Source organism: Nitrospira sp. Ecomares 2.1, assembly GCF_965152585.1.
Genome location: NZ_OZ224219.1, coordinates 1396538 through 1416366 on the forward strand (window position 1 = coordinate 1396538; position 19829 = coordinate 1416366).

Sequence of the window (19829 nt, forward strand, 5' to 3'; positions counted from 1 at the left end):
GGTTTTATGGGGCTGTGGGGTTTCCCGGAATCACCAGACACGTCATAGGCGGGATGGCCGCCCAATACAGAGCCTGGGCTTCCACAGGATCAAGTGAGAGCACCAGATATTGGTGGGACCCGCCCCAGGTGCCTATTCTGGCTGTGACCCGTCGCCCCCAGCCGGCTATTTGGTGTCCCATGTTTGCCCAAAAGGATGGGAGGTGAGACGGTTGTACCAAAATAGTCACGGATTCCTGAAAGGCGAGCTCGTAGCGGTTGGGCATATTGTTAACGGTTAACGGAGTGATGGGATCTACCGGCGGAGAGTCCGGAGAAGAATCTGATGGAGGGGAAATGGGCAGGGGGGAGACCGATGGGTCTTTCGTCTTGAGATGAAGCACGGTTGAGTGGGAGAGAGGGTCTCCGATCCACTCGGCGCCGGTCAGGGGAAATGTCCGCAGGGGGATGCCACGAGCTTTGAGTAAAACGATGTTCTTGTCGGTATCGACGATGACATAGAGAGATTTTGTTTGTGCCATTTGCAGTTCTTGTTCAACGGGATGAGAAGAGGTTTTCGGTTGAGCCCCGCTCTGAGAAGAACAGGCTTCTCCCAGGACAAGGGTAAAAAGAATCGTCACCACCAGGGAGGAACCGGGGGGTTGGAGCGGCCAGGGGTTGAAGGAAGCTTTGAGCGGGTTCAATAGATGATCAGGGTGGTGCCAAGGGGCACGTGGTGAAAGACATATTCAAGCGGTTCATCGCCAAGTCGGATGCAGCCATGGGTGACGTTGGTGCCCAGCGTTCGCGTGTACAGCGTGCCATGGATGAAATAGCCATTGCCGAAGCCGAGGGCATAGTCGCCGAGCACCCCGGTTTCAATCCGGTCTTTGGGTTTAGTTGGAATGGGTTGCCCTTCTTCAATGAAGGCCCAGTCGGGTTTGTTCCAGGCCGGGTTTTTAATTTTGATGGAAATGGTAAAGACCCCACGCGGAGTATCGAATACCCATCCGTTGCCGGGATTGCGAGGATCTTGTAACCGCGCTCCACTGCCGGTTGAGGCTACGGCACTGTAGAGGATTCGATTGCCCTTTCGAAGGGACACCCGATTTTGGGCCGTATCGACCACGAGGTACAGGCCCTTGGGCGCCGTGGCGAGGAGGCGGGGAGCGGAAGGATAAAACGGGATGTTTTCTTCCTGGGGGTGCGCCGCCACCGGGACCACGGTTGTAGTGCGTTTGGGGGCGGGGGGGCGTGAGGCCCCAAGTGTCGTTGTCAGCAGGACGAGTAGGCTCAGCAGAAGCGTCAGGTGTGAGTGGGGGGTCATGAAGAATGACATTCTATTCTATGTCGGTGAATGAGGCCGCAAATGTGGGGAGGGTGTGCCAGCGTTCATTTCGCTCCTGAATATGCGCTTCCATCCGGCGTAATGAGTTCACGACCTCATTGTCTTGGTTCAGTGCCCCGACGATGGTGACAGGCGTTCCAACTTGTGTCCGACCAAATACGTCATCCATGGTTGAATTCTTCAAGGCAATACAGCCGCTGGTGGTATTTTCGTTATTAGGTCCTTCGCCATGGATTTCAATCAGACTGCCGATGGATCGATCCGCTGGAACCAGGCCATTGGCTTGGGCATCCTGGAAGCGCTTTTGATGGGCAACGGTCGGGTAATCTAATAATAAGGCCTTATAATAATTGGTCCCCGATCCGTCTTTTTTGTGTATCACATGAAACTGGCCTTCCGGCGTGGCGCCGTCTCCCTCGTAGAGCTTATCTGCCAATCCTGAAAACCCCACGCGTGCTGGATAGTCGGCAATGATCCGGCCCCGTTGGTAGACGAGTAGGCGACGGGGAGCTTTGAGCACAATGACCGCTGTGCCGGCTGTCCCGGTTGATCGTTGAATGGTGTCCGTGACCCATTGTTCCCAGAGGGTAATCTGGGCATCATTTCCGTAGCGATTCATCTGAGCCAGTACGTGGGGTTCCACGCGGCGAAGATGCTCAAGGGCCTTTTCTCCGGCTGCCCGTGCCTGCCGGTATTGTCCCTGCTCTAATCGCAAGATACTTTCTTGTAACAGTCCCTCTGCCAGGGAAAGCGCAAACATGTCGTCTTCCAGATCGAACAGGTGGGACAGTTCACGTAATCGTGTGAGATGAGCTTGTTCGGGTTGAAGGAGTTCCTTGACCTCCGTGTGAAGCGCTGACACTTTCTGGCGCGAAGCTTGGATCAGCAGAGAGCCTTCTTCCACCAGTTGTTGATACTGCTTGTTGAAGGTCGCTTCATCGCCGTTTGTCCACCAGTGATTGGCCTCCCTCCGCCATTGGGAACGGAGTTCCAGCACCTGGTGATGAAATTGTTGGTAACGATCAGGAAATAAGGCCTCTGCGCCGTTGGCCCGGGCTTGTCGGTCCAGATCCTCAACCAGAGGGGGAAAGGTCTCGGGATACCCTGTGTGTCCCCACCAGGCATACGCCAAGGCTGGAAGCAGGACCAGCATGAGCGTGATCATCCAGCGCCGACGCCAGGCCGACTGAAAACAGGTGGGCGGAGTGATCAAGGTGTTCTCTCTCATCAGGCCTGTTGCTTTGCGGGAAGCCGTTTGAGAGAGATAATCCGGGCTTGAAGTCGGGTGGCAAAAGATTCTACGGAATGGGAGGTGGTCATCACGTCGATGAAATGTTCCTGGGCCATAATGGAGTCGATTTCGGCGAGGAGCGTTTCGGTGTCCTGAAAGGCTTGGAGAAGTTGGTCCAGCTTCCCGTGATCAGATGCGTGAGTGGAAACGTCTGCCAGGAGAGCACGAACGTCTTGAAGATGCTGTTTGGCAAAGGCGAGAGCCACCTCGGCATTCGCTTTACTCTCTCTTTTATTGGCGATGGCTTCCATTTTGGCTTGGGTCGCATCGTTGAAGACTTCTGACAATATCGTGATCGCAGGATCATAATTTCGAAAGAGCGGTATCCGATCTCCCTGTTGATCCAGATTTTGCTTGACCTGTTGATATGCCGTTTCTGCTTCAGTAAATCTCTCAATCGCGTAATGTTCGGCTTCTGACATTCTCGCGTCTTCAAGGGCTTGCGTGGCTGCGTTCCATTGAGAGAGAGGTGGTTCTGCGCAACCGGCTAAGAGCAGCCAGAGCAGAAAAAGTGCATGGATGTTGTGGAGAAGATTAACCTGTCGAGGGCTGCGTTCACTGGAGGATTTCCATACATCCATGTTGAGTTGAAGTCTTTCTGTCACGATTATTGGGGCATCCTTTGACATCGGGAAGGTCGTTCTTCATGAAGAGGAAGAGGGGCCGAAATGTTCCGGCCCCTCTTGTCGTTCGCCCGCATCAAAACCTGAACAGGTGGGGCCTTTTCCTCAATGGTAAAAGGTCGGACGTTGCAGGTCGTGGGGATCGTCAGGATACCTATTTGCCGAATGGCTTTTTGGGCGGATTTTGCTGTGGTTTAGCAGGGCTGGGAGCGGCAGTCGGTTTCCCGATTGGCATACCCTTTTTGGGATCTTTTTGATTGGATTGGCTCACAGTAGCACCTCCTTTAAAGGTTAGGTAAGCCGTCATGGCTTACTACTTGGAGAATTAAAAGCAAAGGTAATGCCAGTTTTTGATCCGTGGTGCAGGGGTAATTTCTCTATTTTTTGCGGATAAGTTGATGAAATTTCGCGAAGGAACATGATGCGAAGAGACATCCTGTCCAATGCAAGAAATCTTGTCCAAAATTTCTGGAAATTCTGGTCCCGATTGGGAGGTACGTTTTAAAATTTTCTCCTGCGGTTCCAGGGAGGGTCGGGAATAAATTCTGGCTGGTCATCCGAGGCTTGACCAGCCCTTACCATTCTGTTGCCTACGCTGGAGGATACCTGGTCGGCACACACGGAGGCCGTTGAATACGTCCAGGAAACTGAAGGAGTTCAATGCCTCTTATGATGATCGGCGTTGTAAATATTGTGTGGCGGCATCTAAGGCCCGGCTCAGTAGTTCAGGCCCCGCCCAGGTTCGGGTGGTTTGGCTTTCATGAGCCTTGGCCCAGTCCAGGGCGAAGGGGAGGGGAATGAGGCGAATCGGGCCTTGGTAACAATCTGCCCATAGTTTGCTTAGGACCGTGCCGATTCGAAACGGGGAGGGTATCAGATTGACGGGGTTCTGTATCACGTCTTGGCAAAGTTCCGCAGGGGACGTGACCAGCAATTCCCGACAGGCGGAGGGCCGCTGTTCATAGATGGAGCAGATTTCGTTTTCCAGAAATGGACAGGGCATTCGAAGCGCATAGTACGCGCGATTAAGAGGTTCCAGTTCTTCATCGGAGCCTTGATGTTCGGAAAAAGCCAATCGTTGCAATCCATCCTCCAGGCCGGCCTCACGTAAGATTTCTTGAGCCGCCTGAAATCGCTCAAGCAAACGCTCCTTTTTTGGAGAAGGGAGTGCCTCGACAACCGACAGGAGCGCAAAGGCCTCCGGTGGGGCGACGGGAATCATCATGCGACAGCAGGCGGCACAGCCTTTTTGGCAGGAAATGGTGTCACCGGTTTGAGTGGTGTTGTCGATTTCCAACTGTTGAGCTTGTTCTCCAAGGGATCGCATGAGGGGGAGAATATCGGTAAGGGGAATGAATCCAGTCGGTACGGAAACCGACGCCGCCAGATTTCCGGCAGGGGTTTGAATATCCAGGTTGTACGATTCGTGAGGTCCGGAGGTTTTCATGAGAAAATCTTATGAAAGAACAATCAACTAAACAGATTACGTTAATAGACGTCATTGCCCGGCCGTGACATGCACTGGAGGGGAGCCGGAGATTGAATTGTAGAAGAACCCGTATGTTGAGGAAAAGCTGATGGCTTGGGTTCACCCGACATGCCGGGGAGGGCATGATTTTCTGCATGGCGCCATTCCAAGAGAATCATGGGTCTTACAAGATACCCGGGCTTTTACCTTGAGAGTTTTAATTCTTGAGGAAGAACGAATTCAAATTCAAGTCCTTCTGCTTCAAATGGGCTTCTCGTATCCAGGGGGCTGACATCAGGCACAGTTATAGCATAGTCGGGTCGTGCTTAGGGAGTGAAGATCTCTTTTTTCTAAACCGGTCCTCCCCTTAAGGCATAAAAACCGTACCTTGGAAAGGAAAGTCGAACCACCACTATGCTTGAACGTGTGATGGATCGTTCAGTATTTCGGACGAAACGTTTACTGAGCCACCCGCGCTCCGAGGATTCCCATGAATTAGGGTTAAAACGGGATCTGACTGTGTGGCATTTAATCGCGCTTGGGATTGGCGCCATTATTGGGACCGGAGTGTTTGTCTTAATAGGAACGGCCACGGTCGGCAATTCCCACCGACCGGGTGCGGGGCCCGGCATCATTCTGTCCTTTTTGTGTTCGGGAATGGTCTGCGCGCTGGCTGCGCTCTGTTATGCGGAATTTGCTTCTATGATTCCAGTGGCCGGCAGCGCGTATTCCTACACCTATGCCACGTTGGGAGAATTGATTGCCTGGTTAGTGGGATGGAATTTGATTTTGGAATATGGCGTGGCGAGTGCGGCTGTGGCCATTGGCTGGTCCGGGTATTTTGTCAATGTTCTCAAGTTGGTGGGAATTGAACTGCCGGATCTGCTGGCTCATGCTCCAGAAGCAGGCCGCGGTGGCCTGATCAATCTTCCGGCTGTAGTCGTCTGCCTTGTGATGATGGGCCTACTCTTGATGGGAACCAAGCGAAGTGCACAGATCACCGGTGTGATTGTGGTCGTGAAACTTTTCGTTATTCTTTTTTTTCTGGCTGTTGGAGCAGGAGGGGTGAACGCCGAGAATTGGACCCCGTTTCTTCCTAATGGGCTATCCGGGGTCGGAGCAGCCGCAGCCATTGTGTTTTTTGCGTATGTGGGTTTCGATGCGGTCTCGACGGCGGCCGAAGAAGCTCGAAACCCCCAGCAGGACATCCCTCGGGCTATCTTAATATCCTTGGCATTCTGCACGCTTATTTATATCTTGGTGGCAACTGTTCTGACGGGGTTAGTCCCTGTAACAACCATTGATGTTCATGCACCTGTGGCAGACGCCCTCAGCCGAGCAGGATACCGGTGGGGCGCAGCCCTGGTTGCCGTTGGGGCTTTGGCCGGGATTACCGGCGTATTACTGGTCATGATGCTCGGGCAAATCCGGATCTTCTTTGCGATGTCTCGAGATGGTCTTCTCAGTCCTCGCCTGGCCACGATTCATTCCAAGTATCAGACTCCGTCCCTGTCCACCATCCTGACTGGATCAGGGGTCGCGCTTCTCGCTGGGTTTATCCCCATTGGAGAAGCCGCTGATATGACGAATATCGGAACCCTTTTTGCGTTTTGTCTTGTCTGCCTTGGCGTGCTGTGGCTCCGTGTCACCCAACCGGAGCATCCACGGTCGTTCCGGCTTCCCTGGATGCCCTGGATACCCGTATTGGGAACACTATCGTGTTTTGGGCTTATGCTCTTTCTCCCCTTACTTACCTGGATTCGTTTTGGGGCGTGGACATGTATCGGACTTCTGGTCTACGCCTTCTATGGCCATCGCCACAGCCGGTTGGCCGCCACTCATGGAAATATTTCGAGACTCCCATAGGGGTTAATGGTTCTTCTCCTTGGTCATAATTTTATCGGTCCAGGCTAACAACACGGCTGAGCCTAAAAAGGTCAGATGGATGATGAGTTGCCATTGGATGTGTTCAATTGGCACATTGGCAATGTTGACGAAGGCCTTGAGTAAATGAATGCTGGAGATGCCAATCAACGAAGCCGCTAATTTTACTTTGATGGTTCCCGGGTCGATATGGCTGAGCCAATCCGGTCGATCAGGATGACTCTCCAGACTAATTTTACTGACAAAGGTCGCATACCCTCCGATGACGACCATAGTAAGCAGATTGGCCACCATGGTGATATCCACCAGGGTGAGAATTCCTAACATAAATACGGTTTCAGTGAGGGTGCCAATTTCATGTACCATGTGCCACAGTTCGGTCAGAAATTTCCAGGCATAGAGCACTTCAGCGATAATCAATCCACCATATAATGGTGCTTGGATCCACCGGCTGGCAAAGATGCCCATTTCGAATGCATGTTCAATCCAATGCGGGATGTCTTCCGGCGTGGAATCGATGGGAGAACCCGGTGAGGTCGGGGATTGGGACATGAAAACCTCCTTTGAAAAAAAAATGATGAATGAACGTGTAAGGCTCTCCAGTCGGTCTGGGAGCATGACCGCGTTGGGAACGCATGCGAAAAATAACTTGTAATCATTGAAAGATAGACCGATGTCGCAGAATGTGATGTGAAAAAAGAGAGGAACGCACATCATTCCACGTTGATCTATTACAGGTGGTAGGAAAGAAATTTTATGAGTGAGGAGGAATGATCAATATCAGTGCGGGAGGTGGGCAAGCAAGGAATTGAAACAAGAGTATGGAATTGTTTTCTTGACCTTGTTGAGTTGTCTGTCAAATATACTGGGAGCGCTCAAATCAGATCAAGTTATTCTAAAACGTTCTTCGGTGGCGACTCCTCATTTCATTTCAGATGGTGTCGGCCACCGATATGTCAGACGGTGGCCAATGTGCCTATACGCTCCCAAACGCCATGCCCGTTATTTTCCTTAGAAAATCAGCGTCACTGAGAACTGTAAGATGCGCCCGGTATCCAGCTTCTCTTTATCCTGAACCGTGAGTGACCATTTTCCCTTTGGATTTTTGCCTGCTAATGCCAGGAGGTCCGGTGTCGTGGTGACATCGTAGGTAGTGTGGATATTGTCTGTCCCGCCTCCAATGCGATTGTGGAGCAGAATGGGCGAGACCCCTGTTGAATTGGGCGGGACCACCTTAATGATTAAATCACCGATATAGGAATGTTCAATGTCCACTCCGATCTTGACGGAGGTGAGTACTGTGGTCTCGGCCACTTGAACGGAGAGCCGTGAAGTCTGAAGATCGCGAATGGGAATGACGGCGGTGGAGGTATGAACGGTGGTGGGAGTCGGAATGGCTGGTGCAGCCAACTCAACAGCGCGTTTGGCATTGATCCGTCCATATCCATATAAGGTGCTATGGCCGTTGGTGTCATATTTTCCCCCACTTGGATCGATTTGATCACACGAGCGCTTGAGGAGATCTTTAACCTCATCCCAGCGCAGCGAGGGGTTGCGAGCGAGAATGAGGGCGGCCACTCCTGCGACACCGGGACAGGCGCTTGATGTGCCGCCAAAATCGTTAACATAATTGCCTGCCGCATCGCCTCGACTCACTTGTCCGGGATTGTATCCTGCTGACGCCGAGCGATCGGTGGTCCAGATTCCCGGGATGGGAAGAACGGTATCGTTGCTGGGAAAGGTACACCAAATGGCCTTGCCGAAATCGCTATAGGCACTCTTTTTCCCTTTGGCGTGGCAGGCGGCCACCGCAATCACTTTTTCATAGCTGGCGTATCCATCGTTATCGACACTTTCGTTCCCGTTTCCGGCGGCCCAGGTGATCACACAGCCTTTTCCGTTGCGTCCATTGGCGACGGCCCAATCTATGGCAAGTCGGGTGGAATCCGGCAGGGGAACCAGGGTGTGATGAAGGGGATCGCGGGGGTCCCACCAGGCACCATCTTCAGGCCCCCAGCTACAGGAAATGACATCAGCGCCATGTTGCGCGGCCCAGATAAATGCATCAGCCTCGGCCTGTGAGCCTAACGGGGAGACATAGCGAATGGCCATCAATCGGGCTTTGGGAGCGACCCCGGCGGCACCATGAAAACCGTTGCCGGTGGCGACGCCTGCACAGGCGGTTCCATGATTATCCCGGCTACCGGGTCGAGGATCGTCAGTGGCGCGTGTCACATCGCGAGGAGCGAGAAGTTTTCCAGAACTGGCAAACTCTTCGTGATCAAGATCCATCCCGTCATCGATGATCGCGACAGTGGTATTTTCTCCTTCACTGAGTGCCCAGGCGGCCTCCACGTTGGCATGGGCATCATAAACCGTTCCATCAATCGTGGTCTTTTTCAGGTGCCATTGTTGTGGAAATGCGGTGCGCCATCCCATTTGTCTAACAAGTTCAGGGTGACAGAGTTCTACATGTTTATGCTGCAAGAGACTTTCGGCCATGGCAAATACCTCTTGCCCTGTGCCCTCCGGCGCTTCGACAAAGAAGGTATTGCGAGCATATTCCAGTACCCGTTTGATTCCGAGTCCGGAGGCTTTCAAGATTTTCCGACAAGTGGATTCGGCCAGGTCATCATCAAATTTAGCAAAAAGGTTTTCGGTGTACAGCACCGGTTTTTTTGATTGAGGATCGACCAGGACCCGACCGGCAAATTGTACGTCCTTGACGGATTTTATGGTGGTGCGAATGGCTCCCCGCGCACTCGCGCGTCGAACCTTTTGGGGATAGCGAAAGATTTCCACGCCGGCATGTTGAAACCGGTGGACCGGCTCAAGATCGTCCAGGGCTTGCCGGGCTCGAAGCGACTGCGCTGCAGCTTCCAACGGTCGACGACTCTGAGTTCGCACGACGACGAGCTCTTCATCGGTTTTCAGCCTGAACGATTTCCCGTTTTGTCCTCCATAACGAAATGACAGCATGGGTGGTCTCCTTCTGTGTGAATTGGCAATGATCCTTGGATTTGCTCCGCATTCCTTCGTAGAATGACGAATGGCTTTGAACGATCCGTTTTCTCACTTTCCTCTAAGGATGACCGTGGTAGCCCAAGCGGTATCCCGTGTCTATGTTCGTGAGTTCGACTGCTTTGCGGTTCATGGGCCGGTCCCTCCCGCTTTGATTACGTCGGTGTTGTACTCTTTTGATGATCCGGTTATCAACGTGTGCCGGGGTGAGGTCTCTGACATCTCGACGTTTCCTGCCGACCTCACGCTGACACCGGTCTATCGTCTTGAGCCCAATGGTCCGCAAGGAGTGCCGTCTGGCAAGGTGTTTATTCGTTTCCAGTCCCACGTCCCCGTCGAGGGCCGGCGGCAAGAATTAGAGGCGTGCGGGTTCTTAATTCGTGAATCACTTTCCTATGCGCCTCATGCCGCATGGCTTGAGAGTTGTGATGGGAATATTGCCACGGCGCTTCATGGTATGGCAAAGCTGCGTGATCTCAACGACATCGAGCTGGTTAACCCGCAGATGTTGATGCGACGGGTGCAGCGGTCCCCAGATGATCCCCCACCGAATCCACAACCTCAAGGGATTTCCTCCGAATAATCTTATCGGTTTCGGACGGTCAGGGAATCTGTAGGGAGAGCGGTGCGTTGGCGGGTATGGTCGGTGATGTTGCCGAGAGCTTTCATCACCCAATTGTCTGATTGCAGGGCTCCGACGACGGTCACCGGAGTTCCTTCTTTAGCCAGATGAAAGACGGCATCCATGTCTGTATTGGATAAGGCAATGCAGCCATTCGTCGTACTGTTGCCATTGGGTTGTTGTCCGTGAATTTCTATGAGATCTCCGATGCCGCGTCGCGCCGTCAGGCCGCCCTTGAGCTTGGCTTTCTGGAAGCGTCGACGATGCTCGTTGGTTGGATAATTGAGTAAGAGGGCTTTATGGAATTTGGTGGATCCCGGTCCTTTCTTCTGCTGGATGTGAAACTGCCCCTCCGGTGTTGCGCCATCGCCTTCCTGTAACTTGTCCTGAAGTCCTGAAAACCCGAGATCAATGTAAAAACGGCGCAGCGGTTTTCCATTACGATAGAGCACGAGTTGGCGGGAGGCTTTGATAACCACGATGGCCGTGCCGCCTGTCCTTGAAGACCAATCCACTGTGTTAGTGGCCCAAAGGTTCCACTTGGCAAGTTGTGAGAGGGTTCCATACCGTTTCATTTGGGCCATGACATGAGCCTCAATGGGTGCAAGAGAATCTCTTGCCTGTCCAAGAAGAATATGAGCGTGATTGTCACGGTCTTGCCCGAGTCGAGAGGCGGCCTGGTTCAGTAACCCTTCTGTCACGGAGAGTGCGCGCAGATTTCGTCGAACATCAAATATCCCGATTAATGCCCGTAAGCGGGTTACTTGCCGACGTTCAGATTCTAATGCGGTTGTCAGTTGCTGGTGTCGAGTGGATTTTTGGTGCTTGGAGACTTCAAGAAGGGCCGAGCCTTCTTGCAGCAGGTTTTGGTAGGTTGCCTGAAGCGTATGGGTGTCGGCGGTCGGCCACCAGCGCGCTTGTTCTCTTCGCCATTGCATCCGGAGATCGATGATGGCTTGATGAAATGCGCGGTATCGTTCCAGGGAATAAGCTTCCGCGCCATGGCTCCACACCTGTTGGTCGAGCAATTCAAGGTGAGGTGGGAAGATTTGGGGAAGGCGATCTGCCTTCCACCAGCCCACAAACAGAAAAGAAAACATGATGAGGGCTCCAGCCGCCAGCCAAACTGCCGGTTGCTTGGCTGGTTGTCGGCCGGAGCCCCACCATCGCATGTGTTATGCCTTCTTGTGTTTTCCGGTCTTCTGAATAGCCTGTGCGACCTGTTCAGTGACGCGGGAGGCTAAGGCTTGAACGGATTCGGCTTTAGCCTTTACGCCAATATAGTCTTCCGTGGCCATAATGGCGTCAATTTCACCCAATGTGGTTTCTGCTGCTTGCAGGTCTCCCCGTAAGGCTTGCAGGTCGGCCTGGGTTCCCTTGCCCGCTGGCGCTTGGGCCAACTGATTTTTGGCTTCTTCTAATGAGGTTTTGGCTAGGACCACGGCCCCTTCGGCACCGGTTTTCGCCAATTGCTTGCTGGCGATGGATTCGGTTTTGGCTTTTTCCGCATCCGCTACGACCTTGACCAAAATGGCATTTGCCACTTCATAGTTGCGTGTCAGCATAAAGGCATCGTCCTGCACTGCGATTTCTTCTTGCGCTTTTTGATATTCGTCCTCAGCAACACGCAAGGATTCAGGAGCATATTCCGCCGCACCGGCTTGCTTGGCAGCCTGAAGAGCTTGCAATGCCGAGTCAGTCCCCTGGATGGGTTTTTCGGCACAGGCCACGAGCATGATGCCGAATAACACTGCCAGAGCCGCCGTTTTAAATGATTGAATCATCATTCCCATGTTTGTCAATTTCCTCCTTCATAATTGAGGGAGAACACGTTCTCCCCCTTGGTTATGGTTGTACGAGCCCGGCCCACGATGCGTGAAAGGGGCGAATTACTCCCCCTCGTTTACGAAAACCACGGACTTATCAGAAAAGCACGGCGTTGTTTTATCCCTGGTATGCTTGGGTAAGACATTTTAGATAAGAGGAGCGTGAGTTCTTTTGTTCGCTTCCTGTTTCCTGAGCGGCTTTTTCTGCAAGTAAATATAATGAGCAAAGAAGATGCCATGAATTTGTGACCATAAAAGAGGACTAAGGGATGTATGACATGAAAAAAGAACCTCTTTTGAGTGAAAAAACAAGGAAAATGATCGAACTATGCGGGATTACCCATGGACATCATGTCCTGGTAAAGAAACTTTGTCCTGAATTTCTCTAAGAGAAGTAAATGAAAAATAAATTGGACTTTGCTGGGACGCATGGAAGTTTTTGGATCGGTGTGAGATTAGTTTAGGAAGATCCAATTTACCGAATAAGTGGATCGTTGAACTCCCGTTCAATGCAAGCCCTATTCAATCAGCATTCTTATCTTTCCCGTAAAACTCTTAGTAAAAATGAAAAAAAAGGCTTGGAGACAGAAATTACGTTCAGTCTTAAAGCACGATGACGGCCAGAATGATCAACTCCGTGGTTGGAGGGGTTGGGCTATTTCGGTCTTTAAGGAGTGAGGCATGACATACGCGTGGAGGGGAGGTGCGAATAAGCGAAAGATGCGGGCAGGTAGACTGCTCGTGAAGCTGAAATCACTCGATTGCGGACCTGCCACCCGGGCGGTAATGTTTCGATGGGTTATCAATCCCTTGAGGGTGTATTCCCCGCCGCTTGCGGCGGGGTTCATTATTTTTCGCGAGGGCAAATTGAAAAATGGGAGCCAGAATGCTTCCTGTTGTTGGTGGATGTGTTTGTGCAATCCGGACCGGTAGTCCCGGGTACAAGCTAAGTGGGCAAGATTTTTTTGAGGGGATTGTGAAGGGAGTGAGGCTGAATCTGTTGCTCCGCCCTCTTTAAGGAAATCTGATGAAGAAAAAGAAATGACCCACGGAGATTCCGTGGGTCACGTGATGAAACTCGAACGGGGAAACCTATCCGACTAGTTGCGCTACAAGATTTTGAGAAGACCGGTGGTTGTGTTTTCGGAGTTTAGTCCATTTGCCGGTAGTAGAAGGAGTTGATTCTAAGTTCGATTCGTTAGCATGTGCAGGCTGGTTTTTACCAGTGAGGGTATCTTCCACCCGTTGAAGTTCATTGAGATGGGACTGGTGCTGTTCCAATTCCCAAGCCACCGCTTTAGAAAGTTGCGCCACCTGTCTTCGTAATTGGTTCATGGCGTGCTCATGTTGTAATAATTCGCTTTTGCGAGCCATGCTTATGTACCGGCTATCTACATACATCATTTGTTGATCCCTCCGTGTGGTGAAAACTTACACTTTCAATGAATTGATGAATTCGATTGCCCGTTGCTTTGTTAGGCAAAAGCAAACGTGTTGCCACATTCAATCTTCTTGAGGATTTGACGCGTAAGGCCTTGAATATTCAATGGAAATTTCCTGCTAAGTACTCAGCAGATTTATGCCAGATTTCTGAGATGGGTGAATGCGGGCAATGTTTTTTACAATGAGCACAAAATGATTCATTTCTTGTTAAGCATCGGTAGAAGTGTGATTACATCTGCCATCAAGCGACAAGAACGTGGGAAAAATTTTCGACAAAACCTCGTATTCACGAGTTCATTAATTTTGAGGCAGATTGGGACATGCTGTGGAATGCCTCACATTCGTAATACCTGGCTGAAAATTTGAGATTTTGATTGCTTTTAAGCGATTTCTATTTTGGTATGGCTTTGAAATCATGTTATGAAGAAGGAAGAATGATGTGGATAATGATATTGAATATAATAGGGTTTTAGCTGTTATTATTGGTTTTGGTGCTGAAAGGGATGCGTGTGTTTTCTCGGCAATCCTCCTGTTTCGCAAGGATAAGTGGCGAAATTGACCCATTCTGCTCATTTGAATGTTTGGGCCAGCTTTCCATCCGAAACAGATATCATCTTCCAATAGTTGAATTTGTGGTTTTCAATCTTCAAAAAATCAAAGACTTTAGAAAGCCGATTGAAATCCAATTGGTTGTCAAATCGTTGAGTTCAGCTTGGGTACTGATTGAATGACAATTCCCAAAATCTTTTGCCAGAAAGAGGGTATCCCTATTAAAAAATTATCTTCAGCACAATTCCGCATGCAATTGCTGGATATTATGGCTCGGAAACATCATTGGGCCTGGCCGCAGTTTGTCGGGCCATCCATGTCTAAACAGCAGCTCAAAATTCATTTCCAGCAGGAGTATATGTCATATGTTCGGGATTTCCCGGTATTCCTGGCACGCATTCATGGGCAAAATCCTCCGTTAGTAGTCCGAAAAATGTTAGCCGAAAATATTTATGAGGAAGATACCGGGATGCTTTCATTGGGGACTTCACATCCTGAACTCTTTATGAGAATGATGGAGGGATTAGGGTTTCGCCCACGCGAATTTGAGAAGATTCAGTTGTTACCTGCTACACGGCGGTATCGGTCATGGTTGGAGCGAATTTCTAATAGTTCGGATTGGGTCTTAGGCGCAGCCGTTTTGACGATCTTTGTCGAAGGCAGCGTCAATGATCGTCAGGAACTGCTCCACACGGTCAAATCAAAAACTCCCCGGCAGATTCATGAAAAAATTAAACATCATCCATTGGTCAAGCATCAGGGGGTATCGCCCCAAGCCATGGATCTCATTCGAGCGCATCAAATGGTTGAGACCGGTCATCGTCATGATGCCTATGCGATAGTGGTTCGCTATGCCGGCACTCGTTCCCATCAAGATAAAATTCTGGCCGCGATGAATAAAACATTGGACCTTTGGCTTCGCTATCGAGATGGAGTTGCCCGTGCTTGTGGATTAAAGAAAAACGAGAGTGAAAACTGCTAATACGATGAGCCCTTTTCCTTGTTATATTTGAAGAGCGATGGAACACGGAAACGTTTTTCATCTGGATCTTTTCGGGCATTTCCTCCACAATAGACTTTTCCAATTTTGAAGTAGGAGGGAAGAGACATGGCCACAATTGGGCAATTCATGACACGGAATCTGAGTTATGTGACTGAAGAGGCCAGCATTCAGGAAGCGGCTACACACATGTATATGAGGCGGATTGGTTCCATGTTGGTGAAGCAGGAGTCTGAATTTTCCGGAATTGTGACCGAAACGGATGTAGTGCGTGCGGTAGCTGAACAACCTGCCCAGATTGAACGCTTGAAGGTGAAGGAACTGATGTCCAGCCCCATCATAACCGTAGACCGGGATATGTCTGTTCATTATGCCCGGGATCTTATGGCCGATCGAAAAATTCGTCACTTGGCCGTCACCGGAGAAAATGGAGAAATCGTTGGAATTATATCTGTGCGAGACCTCTTGGCCTACTTTAAGACAGTAGCGAAGGAACTTAAAACATCTGAAGAGGATAAGTGAACCTGCCCATAGCTGAGCAGGGAAGGAATTGAATCCCTAAAATGATTGCTGGTGATGAGACATTTCTGGTGAGCTTACTCAATTTTTTCTGCCTCGGCTTGTTGAATCAGAAGGGTCAGACGTTCTTCTTCCTGACGAATCCGCGTAATCCGTTGCTCTATCCAGGGGCCGATGTGTTCTTTTTTTGATTTGGCTTGACCCTCCAAGACAGCAATTTCCTCTCGAATCGCTTCACGCTGCTCTTTTAACGCCTCAATCTGTGCCATGGCGTCGGCTTTGTCAAAGATCAGTGATTCAGGATTACTCTCCCCGGCGTTTTCTTCTCCATGCGGCAATTCTGGGGATTGGGGTGGCAAGACTCGAATGCCATCCTCTAGCTTGCGTTGATTCATGACGACGGGAGAAACAATTTCGATTCCGGCATTATGTAACGTGGTGAGCATTTTCGCGCGAAGATTTGACCGTGCACTAAGAAGTTGCTTGACCTCCACTAAAAACCCCGACACCCGATAGGTTACGGAATAATCGCCGAGTTCCATGATGTGGACGAACGGGTCTTTGAGATTGGCCGCAAGAGCCGATTCGGCTAGCAGTTTTTCAATGGTCTTGTGGGAAATATCATAACCTAACGATACTGTGGCGGAAACAATCGTGCCTGAGGAGCGGAGTACTGTAATCGGGTGAGAAACTAAGAATAAGTTGGGAAGAGTCGTGAGGTCGCGTTCTTCTGTTTGTATTTCCGTGTGAAACAAGCCCCGTTCTGTGACCCGGCCGAATTGATTTTCCACGCGAAGAAAATCACCCAATCGAAAACTTTGCATGCCCCGCAACATAAAGCCTGCCAGGGCATTCGAGACGAAGGTGGTAGAAGAAAGAGTAATGACTGCTGTGATCAACAGGGCCAGTAGTTGGAAAAGCTCTTTGTGCGTTTCTCTGTCGAGAGGCAGGGCCAGAAGAATGAGCACAATCCCGATCCCCACCAGCAACAACATTCCCACACGGGCTGAAAAACGATCTTCCTCCTTCAGTCCCCCATTGCGGCGAAAGAAAAACCAATGAGCAAACCATAAACCTGAGCTGACCAGTGCGAAGACGAATAAAATTGGGAGAAAGATCGGGAGAGCGGCAAAAAAATGGTCAAGGAGCGTCATAATGTTCAGAACAGATAATACCACATTATGCCCGAATTCAGGGGTAGGATAAAGCTAAAAGAGCAATTGAATAAGTAGGAGGAGGTTAGGCCAAAAGGACTCCTCCTCGAATTCCCCTCTCCGTTCAGGGAAGCGAGTGGGAGTCTTTTCCTAGAGCCCAACAAAAATACAGAAAGAACAATCTTAAGCAAACCAGTTGAGTTGTCGTGAGGCTATGGCATCAACCACGGCGGCGGTTAATTTTTTCCGATCCACCGGTTTGACCAAATAATCGGTTATGCCTTGTTTCATGAGTTGCGTGGCCAGATCGATATCGGGAAACCCGGTTAGGACGATCAACGGCACGCTGGGGTATGCACGTTGAAAATATTTTATGGCTTCTATGCCATTGATATTGGGCATCCGAATATCCGTAATAACGACATCGATGACCATCGGATGCTCTCCTTCGTTGAGGATGTGGATAGCTTGCGCGCCGTCTTCCGCCTCCGCCACGTAATAGCCGTCCTTTTCCAAGGCCATTCGAACCACTTTTCGAATGGCGGCTTCATCATCAGCGACCAATACTCCGCCCCGATAGTTTTGGCCGGAATACATTCCTGCCGTTCGTTGAGTCGTGCCCGGTACATAATTCGTGTTCATTGCGAATCCTCCTTGAAGCCTCGTATGAAGTTGAATGAAATCTCTCCCCTAAAAAACCAACTGAACTCATTTGTATTGTATGAAGCATGAATATCCATCAGTAACTTGCAACGAGTGTGCCCTGTTGGGCTGATATGAAAATGTGGCCCTGTCTTAGAAACAGCCCTGAAAATAAATAGAAAACATGGAAAGGCAATTTGGAATTTTTATGAACAGGAAGAGAAAGATTCAATGGAGATGTCTACCGAAGATTCACTTCGTACTCATCGTAGGCATATTGATTGAATGGAGCGACCTGAGAAGCCGGAGGAAAAATGAGCTCATTGAAGATGTAAAAAGATTCTCCAAATTTTTGAGTTCGTTGTGATATGGCTTGAAGAGGGAAATTGGGTGGAGTCACATTGTAAGTTTACGGGCAATCACGGAGGTGGTGGAATGGTACAACGCCCACTGGGTGGAGTTTTGTGAGAGTTTGACATACTGTTGAATGTCCTCGGGTGAGCATAGCCCGGTCTTTAAATATTCCTGTTCGAGGACCAGAGCCGACTCCGACATTACTTTGGCCATTGGCGAATCTCCAGGACATAGATGCATGAGAGATTGAACCCTGACGATATGAAATCCTGATTTTTGTATTGTGTGCGGAAGCCGGAGAGCATAGGCCGGATCTAATCCGACATTGATAAACATCTGGCAAATGGCTCGGTTCACTCTTCCTTGCGGCGTCTTTTGCTCCTGGTCGGGCAATGTTGCCGAGGTGAAGTCCGGTTCTTCGAATATCGCCCAGCCTCCTGGTTTAAGAAGAGAAAACAATTTTTTCAGAATGGCTCCCGCTTCTTGATTATGAATCAGGACATACCGGCAATGAAGGAGATCAAAAGATTGTTCTAATTGAACATTAAGAAAGGATCCTTGGTAAATTTGAACATGGGGAGCAACCTCATGGTGAAGATAGGTGATTTTCTGGTCGACACCCACAGCTAGTCCCGTCGGTCCAATTTGATTTCCCATCCACCGCAAAATGGATCCTGCCCCTGCCCCAAGCTCCAGACAATGCCACCCCGGTTGAATTCCCGTTTCTTCCAATAGCCTGATGGTCGTCGGATCGTTTGCGGCTTCAACCAATTGTAACCGTCGATATTCACGGTCCTCAGATTTGTTGTCGAAAATATACTGACTCATCACCGTTCCTCTCCTGTCGGTTGTTTCATGATATCCAAGGCCGCATGGCATCCGGTCACATACCCTGTCGCCCAGGCCCATTGAAAGTTAAACCCGCCGATGCGGCCATCGCAGTCCAACATTTCTCCAATCACATAGAGCCCTGGCATGTGTCGGGAGCCCATGGAATGAGGGGATATTTCTTCAAGAGGGACTCCTCCGGCCGTGACTTCGGCAAAGTTCCATCCACGTGATCCGATGATGGGAAGGCCAAGGTTCGTGAGTGTCTGGACCAGATTCCGGCGAGCCTCCTTGGATAGGAGATTAACCGGAGTGTCAGAAAGAGCAGGTTGTTGGATATCCGCCAGCATAGTGGCTACACGCGTTGGTAACCGTTCCGCTAGTAGTGTGGGGACGAGTTTTCGTCCGGCCAGGGAAGCTGCCTGAATCAGCCATTTCTCCACATCTTGGTTGGAGGGTTGAGGGAAGCAATCGAGATGAAGACGGACATCCTCTCCTTGCGCGGCTGCGCGAACCCAAACCCGGCTGGTATCCAAAACCACCGGTCCACTGATGCCGAAATGTGTCCACAACAAGCTGCCGGTGCGACGATCGATGGTTTTTCCGGCTACCGTAGTCGTGAGTGTTACGTCATGGGAAATGCCTGATAGCTTTGCATGAAAAAACGAGGGCTCAAGGAGTAAAGGCACCAGGGCAGGATAGGTGGCGGTGACCGTATGTCCCAACTGTTGGGCCAATCCCCAACCCGATCCATCGGATCCGGTTTTGGGGAGGGACCGGCCACCCGTCGCGAGAATGGCTCGTTTGGTCCGAAGCGTTCCATGGGAATGTTGGATCAAGAATTCCCCTCCTGCCCTGGTCAGGTCCCGAACGAGGTGGTGAGTCAAAAGAGAAACGTTCAGTGCCTCGCACCGCCTGAGAAGCCCATCGAGGACTGTTCGGGCTTTGTTGCTTTTGGGAAATAGTTTGCCGGTGGCTTCGGTCTGTAACGGGACCCCCAAAGAGTCAAACCATCGAACGGTTGCCTGTTCGTCGAAGCGTCGAAGAATGCGTTCAATCAACTTTCTGTTCCCGTGAAAGTCGGAAGCGGTGACACGTTGATTGGTGACATTACATCGTCCCCCACCGGAGACGAGGATTTTGGCCCCGAGGGTTTTGGCGCCGTCCAAAAGAGCGATAGAAAGACTGGGGTTTGTCTCCGCAGCAAAAATGGCGGCTGCCAGCCCTGCTGCTCCAGCGCCGATGATGGCGATGTCGATATTTGAAGGCATAGGCAACG

Annotated in this window: 19 protein-coding genes; 5 read left to right on the forward strand and 14 right to left on the reverse strand. The window is 50.6% G+C overall.

All coding sequences use genetic code 11. The features are described from left to right. Positions 1 to 4 precede the first annotated feature (4 nt). From ACWHYD_RS06075 to ACWHYD_RS06095, 5 genes are all read right to left on the reverse strand, one after another. Positions 5 to 682 (reverse strand): hypothetical protein, encoded by a 678-nt coding sequence (locus ACWHYD_RS06075; protein ID WP_447965017.1) that lies wholly within the window; start codon positions 680 to 682, stop codon positions 5 to 7. Beyond that, positions 679 to 1305, reverse strand: coding sequence for a L,D-transpeptidase (locus tag ACWHYD_RS06080; RefSeq protein WP_447965018.1), 627 nt, complete (start codon positions 1303 to 1305; stop codon positions 679 to 681). Before ACWHYD_RS06080 ends, ACWHYD_RS06075 begins: the two co-directional genes overlap by 4 nt. Before the next feature lie 13 nt (positions 1306 to 1318). Beyond that, positions 1319 to 2539, reverse strand: coding sequence for a L,D-transpeptidase family protein (locus ACWHYD_RS06085; RefSeq protein ID WP_447965019.1), 1221 nt, complete (start codon positions 2537 to 2539; stop codon positions 1319 to 1321). Between the two features lie 14 nt (positions 2540 to 2553). Then, on the reverse strand, positions 2554 to 3222 hold the full coding sequence (locus tag ACWHYD_RS06090) for a hypothetical protein (protein WP_447965020.1): 669 nt from the start codon (positions 3220 to 3222) through the stop codon (positions 2554 to 2556). 685 nt (positions 3223 to 3907) lie between these two features. Beyond that, positions 3908 to 4687, reverse strand: a complete 780-nt coding sequence (locus tag ACWHYD_RS06095; RefSeq protein ID WP_447965021.1) for a YkgJ family cysteine cluster protein — start codon at positions 4685 to 4687, stop codon at positions 3908 to 3910. 435 nt (positions 4688 to 5122) lie between these two features. Here ACWHYD_RS06095 and ACWHYD_RS06100 point away from each other — a divergent pair, with 435 nt between their 5' ends. Further along, complete coding sequence (locus ACWHYD_RS06100; RefSeq protein WP_447965022.1) at positions 5123 to 6574, forward strand: amino acid permease; 1452 nt, start codon at positions 5123 to 5125, stop codon at positions 6572 to 6574. A gap of 3 nt (positions 6575 to 6577) precedes the next feature. Here ACWHYD_RS06100 and ACWHYD_RS06105 read toward each other — a convergent pair whose 3' ends face one another. Together ACWHYD_RS06105 and ACWHYD_RS06110 are read right to left on the reverse strand one after the other, a co-directional pair. After that, positions 6578 to 7144 (reverse strand): TIGR00645 family protein, encoded by a 567-nt coding sequence (locus tag ACWHYD_RS06105; RefSeq protein ID WP_447965023.1) that lies wholly within the window; start codon positions 7142 to 7144, stop codon positions 6578 to 6580. Positions 7145 to 7603: 459 nt separating this feature from the next. Further along, positions 7604 to 9571: a S8 family serine peptidase gene (locus tag ACWHYD_RS06110; protein ID WP_447965024.1), complete on the reverse strand. Its 1968-nt coding sequence runs from the start codon at positions 9569 to 9571 to the stop codon at positions 7604 to 7606. Positions 9572 to 9641: 70 nt separating this feature from the next. Here ACWHYD_RS06110 and ACWHYD_RS06115 point away from each other — a divergent pair, with 70 nt between their 5' ends. Next, complete coding sequence (locus tag ACWHYD_RS06115) at positions 9642 to 10196, forward strand: hypothetical protein (RefSeq protein ID WP_447965025.1); 555 nt, start codon at positions 9642 to 9644, stop codon at positions 10194 to 10196. 2 nt (positions 10197 to 10198) lie between these two features. Here the strand turns inward: ACWHYD_RS06115 and ACWHYD_RS06120 are convergent, their stop codons facing one another. After that, positions 10199 to 11407 carry a L,D-transpeptidase family protein gene (locus tag ACWHYD_RS06120; protein WP_447965026.1) on the reverse strand — a complete coding sequence of 403 codons (1209 nt, stop codon included), beginning with the start codon at positions 11405 to 11407 and terminating at the stop codon, positions 10199 to 10201. 3 nt (positions 11408 to 11410) lie between these two features. Next, the gene (locus ACWHYD_RS06125; RefSeq protein WP_447965027.1) at positions 11411 to 12028 is read right to left on the reverse strand and encodes a hypothetical protein; all 618 of its coding nucleotides are present in this window, start codon (positions 12026 to 12028) and stop codon (positions 11411 to 11413) included. Between the two features lie 714 nt (positions 12029 to 12742). Between ACWHYD_RS06125 and ACWHYD_RS06130 the strand changes: the two genes are divergently transcribed. Next, entirely contained in the window at positions 12743 to 12994 is a 252-nt protein-coding gene (locus tag ACWHYD_RS06130) for a hypothetical protein (protein ID WP_447965028.1), read from the forward strand. A 159-nt stretch (positions 12995 to 13153) separates the two neighbouring features. On the opposite strand, the gene ACWHYD_RS06135 is transcribed toward ACWHYD_RS06130, so the two are convergent. Beyond that, a complete protein-coding gene (locus tag ACWHYD_RS06135; protein ID WP_447965029.1) occupies positions 13154 to 13465 on the reverse strand; it encodes a hypothetical protein in 312 nt (103 codons plus the stop codon). A gap of 766 nt (positions 13466 to 14231) precedes the next feature. Between ACWHYD_RS06135 and ACWHYD_RS06140 the strand changes: the two genes are divergently transcribed. Further along, entirely contained in the window at positions 14232 to 15035 is an 804-nt protein-coding gene (locus ACWHYD_RS06140; RefSeq protein WP_447965030.1) for a TenA family transcriptional regulator, read from the forward strand. A gap of 126 nt (positions 15036 to 15161) precedes the next feature. Then, positions 15162 to 15575 (forward strand): CBS domain-containing protein, encoded by a 414-nt coding sequence (locus tag ACWHYD_RS06145; protein ID WP_447965031.1) that lies wholly within the window; start codon positions 15162 to 15164, stop codon positions 15573 to 15575. A gap of 74 nt (positions 15576 to 15649) precedes the next feature. On the opposite strand, the gene ACWHYD_RS06150 is transcribed toward ACWHYD_RS06145, so the two are convergent. The 4 genes from ACWHYD_RS06150 to ACWHYD_RS06165 form a co-directional block, all read right to left on the reverse strand. Beyond that, positions 15650 to 16750: a mechanosensitive ion channel domain-containing protein gene (locus ACWHYD_RS06150; protein WP_447965032.1), complete on the reverse strand. Its 1101-nt coding sequence runs from the start codon at positions 16748 to 16750 to the stop codon at positions 15650 to 15652. Positions 16751 to 16909: 159 nt separating this feature from the next. Continuing rightward, the gene (locus ACWHYD_RS06155) at positions 16910 to 17368 is read right to left on the reverse strand and encodes a response regulator (protein WP_447965033.1); all 459 of its coding nucleotides are present in this window, start codon (positions 17366 to 17368) and stop codon (positions 16910 to 16912) included. Positions 17369 to 17764: 396 nt separating this feature from the next. After that, a complete protein-coding gene (locus ACWHYD_RS06160; protein WP_447965034.1) occupies positions 17765 to 18550 on the reverse strand; it encodes a class I SAM-dependent methyltransferase in 786 nt (261 codons plus the stop codon). Beyond that, entirely contained in the window at positions 18550 to 19821 is a 1272-nt protein-coding gene (locus tag ACWHYD_RS06165) for an NAD(P)/FAD-dependent oxidoreductase (protein WP_447965035.1), read from the reverse strand. Before ACWHYD_RS06165 ends, ACWHYD_RS06160 begins: the two co-directional genes overlap by 1 nt. Between the last annotated feature and the right edge of the window lie 8 nt (positions 19822 to 19829).

Bases quoted from the DNA above. Each gene is read 5' to 3' on its own strand.
- ACWHYD_RS06080 (WP_447965018.1), bottom strand. From the start codon at position 1,305: ATGACCCCCCACTCACACCTGACGCTTCTGCTGAGCCTACTCGTCCTG.
- ACWHYD_RS06095 (WP_447965021.1), bottom strand. From the start codon at position 4,687: ATGAAAACCTCCGGACCTCACGAATCGTACAACCTGGATATTCAAACC.
- ACWHYD_RS06100 (WP_447965022.1), top strand. From the start codon at position 5,123: ATGCTTGAACGTGTGATGGATCGTTCAGTATTTCGGACGAAACGTTTA.
- ACWHYD_RS06105 (WP_447965023.1), bottom strand. From the start codon at position 7,144: ATGTCCCAATCCCCGACCTCACCGGGTTCTCCCATCGATTCCACGCCG.
- ACWHYD_RS06110 (WP_447965024.1), bottom strand. From the start codon at position 9,571: ATGCTGTCATTTCGTTATGGAGGACAAAACGGGAAATCGTTCAGGCTG.
- ACWHYD_RS06115 (WP_447965025.1), top strand. From the start codon at position 9,642: ATGGCTTTGAACGATCCGTTTTCTCACTTTCCTCTAAGGATGACCGTG.
- ACWHYD_RS06120 (WP_447965026.1), bottom strand. From the start codon at position 11,407: ATGCGATGGTGGGGCTCCGGCCGACAACCAGCCAAGCAACCGGCAGTT.
- ACWHYD_RS06125 (WP_447965027.1), bottom strand. From the start codon at position 12,028: ATGGGAATGATGATTCAATCATTTAAAACGGCGGCTCTGGCAGTGTTA.
- ACWHYD_RS06130 (WP_447965028.1), top strand. From the start codon at position 12,743: ATGACATACGCGTGGAGGGGAGGTGCGAATAAGCGAAAGATGCGGGCA.
- ACWHYD_RS06135 (WP_447965029.1), bottom strand. From the start codon at position 13,465: ATGATGTATGTAGATAGCCGGTACATAAGCATGGCTCGCAAAAGCGAA.
- ACWHYD_RS06140 (WP_447965030.1), top strand. From the start codon at position 14,232: ATGACAATTCCCAAAATCTTTTGCCAGAAAGAGGGTATCCCTATTAAA.
- ACWHYD_RS06145 (WP_447965031.1), top strand. From the start codon at position 15,162: ATGGCCACAATTGGGCAATTCATGACACGGAATCTGAGTTATGTGACT.
- ACWHYD_RS06155 (WP_447965033.1), bottom strand. From the start codon at position 17,368: ATGAACACGAATTATGTACCGGGCACGACTCAACGAACGGCAGGAATG.
- ACWHYD_RS06160 (WP_447965034.1), bottom strand. From the start codon at position 18,550: ATGAGTCAGTATATTTTCGACAACAAATCTGAGGACCGTGAATATCGA.
- ACWHYD_RS06165 (WP_447965035.1), bottom strand. From the start codon at position 19,821: ATGCCTTCAAATATCGACATCGCCATCATCGGCGCTGGAGCAGCAGGG.